10 protein-coding genes are annotated in these 13,726 nt (G+C 70.0%); 8 read left to right on the forward strand and 2 right to left on the reverse strand.

The features are described from left to right. Positions 1-40 precede the first annotated feature (40 nt). The 5 genes from P3T29_RS07545 (at position 41) to P3T29_RS07565 (ending at position 7,023) form a co-directional block, all read left to right on the forward strand. Positions 41-595 carry an adenine phosphoribosyltransferase gene (locus P3T29_RS07545; RefSeq protein WP_280715636.1) on the forward strand — a complete coding sequence of 185 codons (555 nt, stop codon included), beginning with the start codon at positions 41-43 and terminating at the stop codon, positions 593-595. Positions 596-751: 156 nt separating this feature from the next. Next, positions 752-3,166, forward strand: a complete 2,415-nt coding sequence (locus P3T29_RS07550) for a bifunctional (p)ppGpp synthetase/guanosine-3',5'-bis(diphosphate) 3'-pyrophosphohydrolase (protein ID WP_280715524.1) — start codon at positions 752-754, stop codon at positions 3,164-3,166. 420 nt (positions 3,167-3,586) lie between these two features. Next, positions 3,587-4,999, forward strand: coding sequence for a family 2B encapsulin nanocompartment shell protein (locus P3T29_RS07555; protein ID WP_280715525.1), 1,413 nt, complete (start codon positions 3,587-3,589; stop codon positions 4,997-4,999). Between the two features lie 21 nt (positions 5,000-5,020). Next, positions 5,021-6,148 (forward strand): family 2 encapsulin nanocompartment cargo protein terpene cyclase, encoded by a 1,128-nt coding sequence (locus P3T29_RS07560; RefSeq protein ID WP_280715526.1) that lies wholly within the window; start codon positions 5,021-5,023, stop codon positions 6,146-6,148. A 14-nt stretch (positions 6,149-6,162) separates the two neighbouring features. After that, the gene (locus P3T29_RS07565) at positions 6,163-7,023 is read left to right on the forward strand and encodes a geranyl diphosphate 2-C-methyltransferase (protein WP_280715527.1); all 861 of its coding nucleotides are present in this window, start codon (positions 6,163-6,165) and stop codon (positions 7,021-7,023) included. A 177-nt stretch (positions 7,024-7,200) separates the two neighbouring features. Here the strand turns inward: P3T29_RS07565 and P3T29_RS07570 are convergent, their stop codons facing one another. Together P3T29_RS07570 and P3T29_RS07575 are read right to left on the reverse strand one after the other, a co-directional pair. Then, positions 7,201-8,430, reverse strand: a complete 1,230-nt coding sequence (locus P3T29_RS07570) for a DUF349 domain-containing protein (protein ID WP_280715528.1) — start codon at positions 8,428-8,430, stop codon at positions 7,201-7,203. Positions 8,431-8,693: 263 nt separating this feature from the next. Beyond that, positions 8,694-9,515, reverse strand: a complete 822-nt coding sequence (locus P3T29_RS07575) for a peptidylprolyl isomerase (RefSeq protein ID WP_280715529.1) — start codon at positions 9,513-9,515, stop codon at positions 8,694-8,696. A 306-nt stretch (positions 9,516-9,821) separates the two neighbouring features. Between P3T29_RS07575 and P3T29_RS07580 the strand changes: the two genes are divergently transcribed. The 3 genes from P3T29_RS07580 to aspS are packed head-to-tail and all read left to right on the forward strand — an operon-like array spanning position 9,822 to position 13,608. Further along, a complete protein-coding gene (locus P3T29_RS07580) occupies positions 9,822-10,529 on the forward strand; it encodes an MBL fold metallo-hydrolase (protein ID WP_280715530.1) in 708 nt (235 codons plus the stop codon). Positions 10,530-10,540: 11 nt separating this feature from the next. Then, positions 10,541-11,803: a histidine--tRNA ligase gene (hisS, locus tag P3T29_RS07585; protein ID WP_280715531.1), complete on the forward strand. Its 1,263-nt coding sequence runs from the start codon at positions 10,541-10,543 to the stop codon at positions 11,801-11,803. Further along, positions 11,800-13,608: an aspartate--tRNA ligase gene (gene aspS, locus P3T29_RS07590; protein WP_280715532.1), complete on the forward strand. Its 1,809-nt coding sequence runs from the start codon at positions 11,800-11,802 to the stop codon at positions 13,606-13,608. The genes hisS and aspS overlap by 4 nt, the downstream gene beginning before the upstream one ends. The last annotated feature ends 118 nt before the right edge of the window (positions 13,609-13,726 follow it).

The raw sequence follows: 13,726 nt of genomic DNA on the forward strand, positions 1-13,726 counted from the left end.
CAGCTGGTAAGGACCCCCCCGTTCCCCTCGTTTAAGGAAAATCGTGGCCCCTTCCGACCCCGTCCTGGCCGAGCTGCTCAACAGCCGGATCCGGGACGTACCGGACTACCCGAAGCCGGGCGTGCTGTTCAAGGACATCGCCCCGCTGCTCGCCGACGCCGAGGCCTTCGCGGCCCTCACCCAGGCGCTGGCGGACCGTGCGAAGGCGCTCGGGGCGACCAAGGTGGTCGGGCTGGAGGCACGGGGGTTCGTGCTGGCGGCCCCGGCGGCGTTCGCCGCCGGGCTCGGCTTCGTGCCGATCCGCAAGGCCGGCAAGCTGCCCGGTGCGGTGTTCGCGCAGTCGTACGACCTCGAGTACGGCTCCGCCACGCTCGAGGTCCAGTGCGACGCTTTCACTCCGGGTGAGCGCGTCCTCGTCGTCGACGACGTGCTGGCCACCGGCGGCACCATCACCGCCTCGGTGGACCTGGTCCGCCGGGCCGGCGCGGAGCTGGCGGGTGTGGTCGTCCTGATGGAGCTGAGCTTCCTGCCCGGTCGCGAGCGGCTGACCGGGCACCTCGACGGCGCCCCGCTGGAGACGCTCGTCCTGGTCTGATCCGTCCGGTGCGAAGGGCGGCGGTCACCTGGTGACCGCCGCCCTTCGCGTTCCCCGGGGCGGGTGGCCGAACGGGCGGGCTCCGGGCTCGGTACCATGAAGGTTCATCCCTTCCCAGTTGTGCGAGGGGAAGGCACCGTGCCCCGAGGAGTGTCCTTGCCCGACGAGGTTGTGCCCACGGCGGAGGCCGCCACCCCCGACAACCGGCCCGCGCCCTCGGGGGCGGCCCCGGTACGTCCTGGCTCGCCGGCCTCCGCGCCTCGCCCCTCCTCCTCCGGCGGTATGCGCGCCAGGCTGGCCCGGCTCGGCGGCCAGCGCAGTTCGCTGCTCAACCCGGTGCTGGAGCCACTCTTCCGGACCATCCGCGCACAGGACCCGAAGGCCGACCCGGCGTTGCTGCGCGACATCGAGCGTGCGTACGCCGTCGCCGAGAAGTGGCACCGGGGCCAGAAGCGCAAGAGCGGCGACCCGTACATCACCCACCCGCTGGCCGTCGCGACGATCCTGGCCGAGCTGGGCATGGACGCCGCGACGCTGATGGCGGGCCTGCTGCACGACACCGTCGAGGACACCGACTACGGCCTGGAGACGCTGCGCCGCGACTTCGGCGACTCGGTCGCCCTGCTGGTCGACGGCGTCACCAAGCTGGACCGGGTGAAGTTCGGCGAGGCCGCGCAGGCGGAGACCGTCCGCAAGATGGTCGTGGCGATGGCCAAGGACCCGCGCGTCCTGGTGATCAAGCTCGCCGACCGGCTGCACAACATGCGGACGATGCGCTACCTCAAGCGGGAGAAGCAGGAGAAGAAGGCCCGCGAGACGCTGGAGATCTACGCCCCGCTGGCGCACCGCCTCGGTATGAACACCATCAAGTGGGAGCTGGAGGATCTCGCCTTCGCGATCCTCTACCCCAAGATGTACGACGAGATCGTGCGTCTGGTGGCCGAGCGCGCGCCGAAGCGGGACGAGTACCTGGCGACCGTGATCGACCAGGTCCAGGGCGACCTGCGCGGTGCGCGGATCACCGCCTCGGTGACCGGGCGGCCGAAGCACTACTACTCGGTCTACCAGAAGATGATCGTGCGAGGCCGCGACTTCGCCGAAATCTACGACCTGGTGGGCATCCGGGTCCTGGTCGACACCGTCCGCGACTGCTACGCGGCGCTGGGCACGATCCACGCGCGCTGGAACCCCGTACCCGGGCGTTTCAAGGACTACATCGCGATGCCCAAGTTCAACATGTACCAGTCGCTGCACACCACGGTGATCGGCCCCGGCGGCAAGCCGGTCGAGCTGCAGATCCGTACCTTCGACATGCACCGCCGCGCCGAGTACGGCATCGCCGCGCACTGGAAGTACAAGCAGCGCGCGGTGGCCGGTGCCTCCAAGGTCCGCTCCGACACGCCCTCGCAGGTGCGCAAGGAGGACAAGGCCGGCGCGGTCAACGAGATGGCCTGGCTGCGGCAGCTGCTGGACTGGCAGAAGGAGACCGAGGACCCGAGCGAGTTCCTGGAGTCGCTGCGCTTCGACCTCTCGACCAACGAGGTCTTCGTCTTCACGCCGAAGGGCGACGTGATAGCGCTCCCGGCGGGCGCCACGCCGGTCGACTTCGCGTTCGCCGTCCACACCGAGGTCGGGTACCGCTGCATAGGAGCCCGGGTCAACGGGCGTTTGGTGCCGCTCGAGTCGACGCTCGAGAACGGTGACGCCGTCGAGGTGTTCACCTCCAAGGCGGAGAACGCGGGCCCGTCCAGAGACTGGCTGGGCTTCGTCAAGTCACCCAGAGCCCGGAACAAGATCAAGGCGTGGTTCTCCAAGGAGCGCCGCGAGGAGGCGATCGAGCAGGGCAAGGAGTCCATCGCGCGGGCGATGCGCAAGCAGGGCCTGCCGATCCAGCGCATCCTCACCGGCGACTCGCTGGTCACCCTGGCGCACGAGATGCGCTACCCCGACATCTCGTCCCTGTACGCGGCGATCGGCGAGGGCCATGTCGCCGCGCAGAACATCGTCCAGAAGCTGGTTCAGGCGCTCGGCGGCGAGGAGGGCGCGACCGACGACCTCGCCGAGACGGCCACCCCGACGCACGACGGCCGGGCGGCCCGCCGCCGGGCCAAGGGCGATCCGGGTGTGATCGTCAAGGGTGTCGAGGACGTCTGGGTCAAGCTCTCACGCTGCTGCACCCCGGTGCCGGGTGACCCGATCGTCGGCTTCGTGACCAGGGGCAACGGCGTCTCGGTGCACCGCTCGGACTGCGTCAACGTGGAGTCGCTGACCCAGCAGCCCGAGCGCATGATCGAGGTCGAGTGGGCGGCCACCCAGTCCTCGGTCTTCCTGGTCGCCATCCAGGTCGAGGCGCTGGACCGCTCGCGGCTGCTCTCGGACGTCACCCGGGTGCTCTCGGACCAGCACGTCAACATCCTCTCGGCGGCGGTGCAGACCTCGCGCGACCGGGTGGCGATGAGCCGCTTCACCTTCGAGATGGGCGACCCGAAGCACCTCGGGCACGTGCTCAAGGCCGTGCGCGGCGTGGAGGGCGTGTACGACGTCTACCGGGTGACTTCGGCCCGGAAGTAGCGCCGGAACGGCCGCCCAGGGCGCCCCGGTTCTCCTCGGAGAGCCGGGGCGCCCTGCTGTTCGCCTGCCGGGCCACCCACCTGCTCGCCTGTTCGGCGGGGCGGTGGCCGTTCGAAAAAGTGCGGTCGATCTTGAAACATCGAGGTTGATCGACCGGGCGGTTTTCCGCCACCTTGATCACCTGCGGTCAGGTCTGCTGGGCGCTAAGCGGAGGGCTTATGTCCGATTCTGGCCCGACTCCGACCGGCCGGGCGGGCGCGCTACCCGCATAATCGGCCGGTTCGGGATTGGCGGATTAGCTTCGAACTTCTGTTCAGCTTTCTCCAAAAATCGCTGGCGTTCATCTGATCTCGGTATTAATTGGTGCCGAGCGACAGGGCGGATCGATGCCCTGCCCGAGTCGGCAATGGGAGAGTGCGAATGACGGTCGAAGCGGATACCGGACCCGCCCAGGAAAAGAGCCAGTTCAGCCTGAGTACCGCAGCCGCGCGGAACCTGGCGACGACCACGAAGTCCGCTCCGCAGATGCGCGGAATCAGCTCGCGCTGGCTGCTTCGCCGGCTTCCGTGGGTAGAGGTTTCCGGTGGTACCTACCGGGTCAACCGGCGGCTCTCGCTGGCGGTCGGCCGGGGGCGGGTCGGCTTTGTCCAGTCCGGGGCCGACAATGTGAGAATCATCCCCGAGACGCTGCGCGAGATCCCGGTCCTGCGGGGTTTCGACGACGATGACCTGCTGACGGAGCTGGCCGGACGGTTCACCCTCCGCGAGTTCCGGAGCGGTGACGTCCTCGTCGAGGAAGGCCATCCCATCGAGGAGGTCTTCATTGTCGCGCACGGCCGAATAGAGCGACTGGCCACCGGGAAATACGGTGTCCAGGAAACCCTCGGCGTGCTGTCCGACGGTGACCACCTCGGCGACGAAGCCCTTCTGCAGAGCGATCCGCTCTGGATGGCGACGGTCCGGGCCACCACTGCCGGAACCATCCTGGCGCTTCCCTGGGATTCTTTCCTCGAGCTGTTCCACCGCTCCGAAAAGCTGCGGCAGCACATCAGTGCATTCCTCGCCAATGCGTCCAGGAAGGTGAATTCCAAGGGTGAGGTGGAAGTCGCCGTCTCGGCGGGCCACGAGGGCGAGGCCGATATTCCGGGCTCGTTCGTGGACTACGACCTTGCGCCCCGCGAGTACGAGCTCTCGATCACCCAGACGATCCTGCGGGTGCACTCCCGGGTCGCCGACCTCTACAACGACCCGATGAACCAGGTCGAGGAGCAGCTCAAGCTGACGGTCGAGGAGATCCGGGAGCGGCAGGAGTGGGAGCTGCTGAACAACCGGGACTTCGGCCTGCTCCACAACGTCGACTACGACCAGCGGATCAACACCTGGTCGGGGCCGCCGACCCCGGACGACCTGGACGACCTGCTGGCGATGCGCCGGGGTACCGACATGTTCCTGGCCCACCCGAAGGCGATCGCGGCCTTCTTCCGTGAGTGCAACCGGCGTGGCATCTACCCCGACAGCACCGAGGTCGACGGCCACCGGATCCCCGCCTGGCGGAACGTGCCGATCTTCCCGTGCAGCAAGATCCCGGTCACCGACGGGCAGATGTCCTCGATCCTCGCGATGCGGACCGGCGAGGACCGGCAGGGCGTCATCGGCCTGCGGCAGACCGGCATCCCGGACGAGTACGAGCCGAGCCTGAACGTCCGCTTCATGGGCATCGACGACCAGGCGCTCATCAAGTACCTGGTGACGGCCTACGCCTCGGTGGCGATCCTCGTCGGGGACGCCGTCGGCATCCTGGAGAACGTCCACGTGGCCGCCCCCCGGTCCTGATCCGTCCCCACAGGAGGACCGATGGCACCCGTGCAGACCGCCGCCGGCGCCACGCGCCCGATCCCGACCAGCCCGACCGGACTCGGTACGTCAGCCGCCCGGCTCACCGAGCTGCTGCGACCGCGCACCCCCTCGTCCGTCCCGGCGTCCGTCCCGCCGCGCGCCGCAGCGCCCGCCCAGGCGGCGCGCGGCCGTACGCTGCCCGACCTGTACTGCCCGCCGCACCTGCGCGACGATCCCGCCCTCGGCGAGGAGGTCAACGAGCGGCTGGTCCGCTGGGCCGGGCAGGTCGGTATCTACGCCGGGCAGGCCGAGAAGTTCCGGGCGGCCAACTACGGGCGGCTGCTGATGCTGACCCACCCCGACACCGACGACCCGGACCGGCTGCTGGCCGCAGCCCGGTGCATGGCGGCGGAGTTCGCCGTCGACGACTACTTCTGCGACGAGGCCGCCGCCGGCCAGCACCCCGAGCGCCTCGGGCCGCAGCTGATGCTCGCCCAGTCGGCGATCGATCCGGCGCAGCTGCCGAGCGGCGCCCGCGAGTCCTACGAGCGGGCGATGCGCGAGCAGCCGGTGCTGAACGCGCTCCGGCGCTCGGTGGAGGACCTGGGCCGGTACGCCTCCGGGTCGCAGGTCAACCGGCTCAGGCAGGAGATCGCCGGGCTCTTCCTCGGCATGGACTGCGAGGCGGGCTGGCGGATCGGCGGCAGCCCGCCGCCCGTCTGGGAGTACCTGGCGAACCGTCAGATGAACAGCTTCCTGCCGTGCCTGGCCCTGGTCGACGCCATCGGCGGGTACGAGCTGCCCGCCAACGTCTACGGACGCCCTGACGTCCGCCGGGCGACCCTGCAGGCCGCCCTCGCGTCCGTCCTGCTCAACGACGTGTACTCGATGCACAAGGAGGGCGGCGCCGACGGCGTCGAGTACAACCTGCCGACCGTGATCGCGGCGGAGCAGGGCTGCTCCCTCGACGACGCGGTCCGGCGCTCCGCCGACCTGCACAACGAACTCATGCACTCCTTCGAGGCCGCCGCAGCCGCGCTCACCCTCACCGGCGACCCGCTCCTCACCCGCTACCTGGGCGGCCTCTGGGCCTGGCTCGGTGGCAACAAGGAGTGGCACGCCAGCAGCCCCCGCTACAACCAGTAGACAGGAACACCACGATGACCATGCTCGACACCACCACCGAAGTGCTGTCCACCCGGTACCAGAAGTCCGTGGCCGACTACTGGAACAAGGAGCAGGACCCCGTCAACCTGCGGCTCGGCGAGGTCTCCGGCACCTTCCACCACCACTACGGCATCGGCGACGTGGACTGGTCCGTGCTCGAAGGCCCCGAGGGCACCCGCGAGGAGCGGACCATCCGGGAGATGCACCGGCTGGAGGGCGCCCAGGCCGACTTCCTGCTCGACCAGCTCGGCGACCTCGGCCCGGCGGACCGGATCCTCGACGCCGGCTCCGGCCGGGGCGGCACCAGCTTCCTGGCCAACCTCCGGTTCGGCTGCCAGGTCGACGGCATCTCCATATCGGAGAAGCAGGTCGGCTTCGCCAACGAGCAGGTCCGGCAGCGTGGCGTGGCCGACAAGGTGGCCTTCCACTTCCGGAACATGCTCGACAACGGCTTCCCGGACGCGACCTTCCGGTCCATCTGGAACAACGAGAGCACCATGTACGTCGACCTGCACAAGCTGTTCGCCGAGCACGCCCGCGTTCTGACGCCCGGTGGCCGGTACGTCACCATCACCGGCTGCTACAACGACGTCCACGGCCGTCAGCCGTCCCGGGCGGTCAGCCAGATCGACGCGCACTACATCTGTGACATCCACCCGCGCAGCGAGTACTTCGCCGCCATGGCGGCGAACAACCTGCTCCCGATCAGCGTGGTCGACCTGACCGCCGCGACCATCCCGTACTGGGAGCTGCGCGCCCAGTCGTCCGTGGCGACCGGTATCGAGGAGGCCTTCCTGACCGCCTACAAGGAGGGCAGCTTCCAGTACCTGATGATCGCCGCCGACAAGGTGTAACGCACCGGGGTAACCAGGAGGGGCGCGGGGAACTGCGCGAATTCGGAAGGCAGCGGTCTGAAGCCTTACCCATCGCGTTCAGCCCTCGCGCCCCTGTTACCCGATCCCGATCGGGCACCTGCGGGCAAGGCAGCGGCCCCGAGCCCGAGAGCCCGGGGCCGCCGCCCTTGAGGCAACTCAGCCGCTGAACTCCTCCAGGCTCTTCAGAGCCTGGTCGAGCAGGGCCTGACGGCCCGCCAGCTCGGTCTCCAGCTTGGCGACCTTGCTCGCGTTGCCCGCCGCGCGGGCTTTGTCCAGGTCCGCCTGGAGCTTGTCGATGGCGGACTGCAACAGCCCGGTCATGCCGGCCGCGCGGGCCTTGGCCTCCGGGTTGGAGCGCTTCCACTCGGCGTCCTCCGCCTCACGGATGGCCCGCTCGACGGTGTTCAGCCGGGCGTCCAGGCGCGGCCGGGCGTCGCGCGGGACGTGGCCGATGGCCTCCCAGCGCTCGCTGACCTCGCGCAGCGCGGCCTTGGCGGCCTTGAGGTCGGTGATCGGCAGGATGGCCTCCGCCTCGATCAGCAGGGCCTCCTTGAGCTTCTGGTTCTCACCCTGCTCGGCGTCGCGCTCGCTGAAGACGGCGGAGCGGGCCTGGAAGAAGACGTCCTGCGCGCCCCGGAACCGGGCCCACAGCTCTTCCTCGGCGTCCCGCTGGGCGCGCCCGGCGGACTTCCACTGCGTCATCAGGTCGCGGTAGCGGGCGGCGGTGTCGCCCCACTCGGTGGAGCTGGAGAGCGCCTCGGCCTCGGCGACCAGCTTCTCCTTCTCGGAGCGGGCCTCGTCGCGCTCGGCGTCCAGGGTCGCGAAGTGCGCCTTGCGGTGCTTGGAGAACACCGAGCGGGCGTGCGAGAACCGGTGCCACAGCTCGTCGTCGCTCTTACGGTCCAGCCGGGGCAGGGCCTTCCAGATGTCCACCAGTGCGCGCAGCCGGTCTCCGGCCTCCCGCCACTGGGTGGACTCGGCGAGCTGCTCGGCCTCGACGACCAGCTTCTCCTTGGCCACCCGGGTCTCGTCCTGCGCCTTGGCCTTGGCGGCCTTGCGCTCGACCTGCTTGGACTCGATCTCGGAGGTCAGGGTGTCCAGGCGCTTGGCGAGGGCCGCCAGGTCGCCGACCGCGTGCGCCTCGACGACCTGCGCGCGCAGGTGCTCCAGGGCGGCCAGGGCCTCCTTGGCGGCGAGGTCGGTCTTGCGTACGCGGTGTTCCAGCAGGCCGATCTCGGCTGCCAGCCCCTCGAACTTGCGCTCGAAGTAGGCGAGGGCCTCCTCGGGGGATCCTGCCTGCCAGGAGCCGACGGCACGTTCGCCCTCGGCCGTCCTGACGTAGACGGTCCCCTGCTCGTCGACACGGCCCCACGGATCGCTGGTCACAGCGCCTCCTCCACATGACGTCGCGCCCACGGACCCGTGGTGCGCGTACGTCGTCCACAGTTGATGTGCGGCGGACCGATGGAGTCCGCCGTCCGAGCCGTCGAGTCTCTACTGCCGAGGGTGACGGCCGACGGTCAGGGCACCCTATACAACAGCAACATAGGGGACCAGCGCCGGTGCTGTCCGCATCCGGGCCGGTCGACTTCACGCGGCGGGGTGGGCCGGGCCCGTGGTACGGGCCCGGCCCACCCCGCCGTGCGGGATCAACTCTTGACGGTCGAGACCGAGTTGAGGACGACGTTGGCGTTCGGCGCACCGTCGCCGGTGCCGCCCTGGACGCCGCCGGCGGCGATGTTCTGGAGCACGTCCAGGCCACCGGTGATCTTGCCGAACGGGGTGTAGCTCGCGGGCAGCTGGGTGTCCTTGTAGACCAGGAAGAACTGGCTGCCGTTGGTGCCCGGGCCCGCGTTCGCCATCGCGACGGTGCCCGCCGGGTAGGTCGCGCCGGTCAGGTTCTCGTCCGCGAACTGGTAGCCCGGGCCGCCCGAACCGGTGCCCGTCGGGTCACCGCACTGCAGGACGTAGATGCTCTGCGTGGTGAGGCGGTGGCACTTCACGTGGTCGAAGTACTGCTGGCCCGAGAGGAAGGCGAAGGAGTTGACGGTGTGCGGCGCCTTGGCGGCGTCCAGCGTGAGCGTCACCTTGCCGCAGCTGGTGTCCAGCGTCGAGGTGTAGGTCGCGCTGGTGTCCACCGTCATGGCGGGCTCGGTCTTCCACTGCTTGCCGTTCGGCTGGCCGGCGGCGGGCGGGTTGCAGCCCTTCACCGAGACCGGGGCCGCCGGAGCGGACGGGCTCACGGCGGGCGCCGACGGGGTCGGCGCAGCCTGCGGCGTGGTGGCCTTGGCCTTGGAGTCGAAGACCCCGCCGGCCCAGGCGCCGCCCGCGGCGACGATCACCACGGCCAGGGAGCCGCCGATGATGGCGTTACGGCGCTTCGCGCGCTGCTGGGCCTCGGCCCGGCGCTCCATCTGCCGCTCGTACTTCTCGCGGGCGAGCTGCCGCCGCCGCTGTTCGCTGGTGACCACAGGGCCGTGTCTCCTACATATCTGCCGGACGTCTGAGGATGGTGCTTCGGAAGATCCTGCCTTCGCGAGCTGCCGCTTCCGGTGGATCTTGTTGCGGATCATCGCACCCACTGGCGGCCAAGTGTAGGGACCTCGTGTGTAAGCACGAGATCAGCGGTGAAAGTCGTAGGTCACAATTTCACCGGACCGGGCTACCGGGGATCACCCGTATCTGGTTCGTCAGCGGTGCCGTACCGCCGGTAGGCTGCCCTGAGATCAGCATTACGCCCGCCCGCACCTGCCCGCCCGACCCGATTGAGGACTCGCGTGTTCATCGCCGGATTTCCCGCCGGAGCCTGGGGCACCAACTGCTACCTGGTCGCGCCGGCCGCCGGCGAGGAGTGCGTGATCGTCGACCCGGGCCACGAGGCGACCCAGGGCGTCGAGGACCTGATCCGCGAGCACCGGCTCAAGCCCGTCGCGGTGGTCCTCACCCACGGCCACATCGACCACGTCGCCTCGGTGATGCCGATCTGCGGCGCGCGCGGCGTCCCGGCCTGGATCCACCCCGAGGACCGCTACATGCTGGCCGACCCGGAGAAGGCGCTCGGCCGCTCGCTCGGACAGCAGCTGATGGGCAGCCTCACGGTCGGCGAGCCGGACGACGTCCGGGAGTTGACCGACGGCAGCGTCCTGGAGCTGGCCGGCCTGCAGCTCACCGTGGACCACGCGCCCGGCCATACGAAGGGGTCGGTGACCTTCAGGACGCCCGCCGCGAACGACATCCCACCGGTGTTCTTCTCGGGCGACCTGCTCTTCGCCGGCTCCATCGGGCGCACGGACCTCCCGGGCGGCGACAGCGACGCGATCATGGCCTCGCTGGCCCGGGTCTGCCTGCCCCTCGACGACGCCACCGTGGTCCTCTCCGGACACGGCGGCCAGACCACCATCGGCCGTGAGCGCGCCACCAACCCCTACCTCCAGCAGGCGGCGGGAGCGCTCGGCGCCCCGGCTTTCCCGCGACGAGGAATGTGACGGAAGAGAAGTTGAGCACCTTCAACGCCCCCAAGGGCACCTACGACCTGCTGCCGCCGAGCTCCGCCACCTTCCTGGCGATCCGCGAGCGGCTCAGCGCCCCGCTGCGCCGCTCCGGCTACGGCTACATCGAGACGCCGGTCTTCGAGGACGTCAAGCTCTTCTCGCGCGGTGTCGGTGAGTCCACCGACATCGTCAGCAAGGAGATGTACAACCTCACCACCAAGGGCGGCGACGAGCTCGCGCTGCGCCCCGAGGGCACCGCCTCGGTCGTCCGGGCGACGCTGCAGGCCAACCTGCACAAGCTCGGCAACCTGCCGGTCAAGCTCTGGTACTCGGGCTCCTTCTACCGCTACGAGCGCGCCCAGAAGGGCCGTTACCGCCAGTTCGCCCAGATCGGCGCCGAGGCGATCGGCGCGGAGGACCCGGCGCTGGACGCCGAGCTGATCATCCTGGCCGACGACGCCTTCCGCTCGCTCGGCCTGCGCGACTACCGCCTGCTGATCAACAGCCTCGGCGACAAGCAGTGCCGCCCGGTCTACCGCGCCGCGCTGGTCGAGTTCCTGGCCGGTCTCGACCTGGACGAGGACACCCGCCGCCGCGCCGAGATCAACCCGCTGCGCGTGCTGGACGACAAGCGCGAGTCCGTGCAGGCCCAGCTGACCGACGCCCCGCGCCTGCGCGACTACCTGTGCGAGGAGTGCAAGGCGTACGACGAGCAGGTCCGCGAGCTGCTCACGGCCGCCGGGATCGCCTTCGTCGACGACCCCAAGCTGGTGCGCGGGCTGGACTACTACACCCGCACCACCTTCGAGTTCGTGCACAACGGCCTCGGCGCGCAGTCCGCGATCGGCGGCGGCGGGCGCTACGACGGCCTCTCCGAGATGCTCGGCGGCCCCGCGCTGCCGTCCGTCGGCTGGGGCCTCGGCGTGGACCGCACCTACCTCGCGATGGAGGCCGAGGGCATCGTCCTCGACCTGCCCGCCACCACCTCGGTCTACGCCGTCGCGCTCGGCGAGGAGGCCAAGAACGTCCTGTTCGCCAAGGTCGTCGAGCTGCGCCGGGCCGGCGTCGCCACCGACCTCGCCTTCGGCGTCAAGGGCATCAAGAACGCCATGAAGTCCGCCGACCGGTCCGGCGCCCGCTTCGCCCTCGTCGCCGGGGACCGAGATCTCGCCGCCGGTGTCGTCCAGCTCAAGGACCTGACCACCGGCGAGCAGACCCCCGTCGCACTCGAAGCACTTGTCACCACCCTGAAGGAGAAGCAGCTGTGATCCGCACGCACGACGCGGGCACGCTCCGCGCGGAGCACGCCGGCACCACCGTCACCCTGGCCGGCTGGGTCGCCCGCCGCCGCGACCACGGCGGCGTGGCCTTCATCGACCTGCGCGACGCCTCCGGCACCGTGCAGATCGTGGCCCGCGACCTGGAGGCGATCGGGGACCTGCGCTCCGAGTACTGCGTCAAGGTCACCGGCGAGGTCCGGGTCCGCCCCGAGGGCAACGAGAACCCCGACATCGCCACCGGCGCCGTCGAGCTCGTCGTCGCCGAGCTGGAGGTGCTCTCCGAGGCCGCCGCGCTGCCGTTCCAGGTCGCCGAGTACGAGCCCGGCACGGTCAACGAGGAGGTCCGGCTGCGCTACCGCTACCTGGACCTCCGCCGCGAGGGCCCGGCCCGCGCGCTGCGCCTGCGCTCCAAGGTCAACCACATCATCCGCACGGTGATGGAGGAGAACGACTACCTCGACATCGAGACGCCGTACCTCACCCGCTCCACCCCCGAGGGCGCCCGCGACTTCCTCGTCCCGGTCCGCCTGCAGCCCGGCCACTGGTACGCCCTGCCGCAGTCGCCGCAGCTGTTCAAGCAGCTGCTGATGGTCGCGGGCATGGAGCGGTACTACCAGATCGCCCGCTGCTTCCGCGACGAGGACTTCCGCGCCGACCGCCAGCCGGAGTTCACCCAGCTGGACATCGAGGCCTCGTTCGTCGACCAGGAGGACATCCTCGCCCTCGGCGAGAAGGTCGTCTCCCGGATCTGGTCCGAGGTGCACGGCTACGAGCTGCCCAGCCCGCTGCCGCGCATGACGTACGCGGACGCGATGAACCGCTACGGCTCCGACAAGCCGGACGTCCGCTTCGGCCAGGAGTTGACGGACCTCACCGAGTACTTCAAGGGCACCGAGTTCCGGGTGTTCCAGGCGCCGTACGTCGGCGCGGTCGTGATGCCCGGCGGCGCCTCGCAGCCGCGCAAGCAGCTCGACGCCTGGCAGGACTGGGCCAAGGCGCGCGGCGCCCGTGGCCTGGCGTACGTCGTCATCGACGCCGAGACCGGCGAGCTGCGCGGCCCGGTCGCCAAGAACCTGAACGCCGAGCACCTGGCGGGCCTCGCGGCCGCCGCCGGCGCCAAGAACGGTGACGCGATCTTCTTCGCGGCGGGCAAGAAGACCGCCTCGCAGGAGCTGCTCGGCGCCGCCCGACTGGAGATCGGCAAGCGCTGCGAGCTGATCGACGAGTCGGCCTGGGCCTTCCTGTGGGTCGTGGACTTCCCGATGTTCGAGCCGATCGAGGACGACAAGGGCGAGTTCCAGGGCTGGCACGCGGTGCACCACCCCTTCACCGCGCCGACCGCCGAGTCGCTGGCCACCTTCGACACCGACCCGGGCAGCGCGCTCTCCAACGCGTACGACCTGGTGCTCAACGGCTCGGAGCTGGGCGGCGGTTCGATCCGTATCCACCAGCGCGAGGTGCAGAAGCGGGCGTTCGACGCGATCGGCCTCAGCGAGGAGGAGGCGCAGTCGCAGTTCGGCTTCCTGCTGGACGCCTTCAACTACGGCCCGCCGCCGCACGGCGGGGTCGCCTTCGGCCTGGACCGGATCGTCACCCTGCTGGGCGGGTACGACACCATCCGGGACGTGATCGCCTTCCCGAAGACGTCCACCGGTGGCGACCCGCTGACCGGCGCCCCGACCCCGATCACCCCCGCGCAGCGTCGCGAGGCGGGCGTGGACGCGCAGCCCAAGATTCGCGAAGAGGCCAAGGCGCGGGAAGAGGCCAAGTCGGAGTCCGCCGACCAGGCCTGACGCCTGCTCAACAGCATCACCTTCGTGGCTCCGGCCCGGTGCGAGTCCGCACCGGGCCGGAGCCCGTCCGCAACCGCTCCTGTCCGCAACGGAGTCTGTCCGAAGCAGAGTCTGTCCG

The sequence above is a fragment of the Kitasatospora sp. MAP5-34 genome, assembly GCF_029894335.1.
GTDB lineage: Bacteria > Actinomycetota > Actinomycetes > Streptomycetales > Streptomycetaceae > Kitasatospora.

Coding starts and splice junctions, on each gene's coding strand:
- P3T29_RS07565 (WP_280715527.1), top strand. CDS start 6,163: ATGACCATGCTCGACACCACCACCGAAGTGCTGTCCACCCGGTACCAG.
- P3T29_RS07555 (WP_280715525.1), top strand. CDS start 3,587: ATGACGGTCGAAGCGGATACCGGACCCGCCCAGGAAAAGAGCCAGTTC.
- P3T29_RS07560 (WP_280715526.1), top strand. CDS start 5,021: ATGGCACCCGTGCAGACCGCCGCCGGCGCCACGCGCCCGATCCCGACC.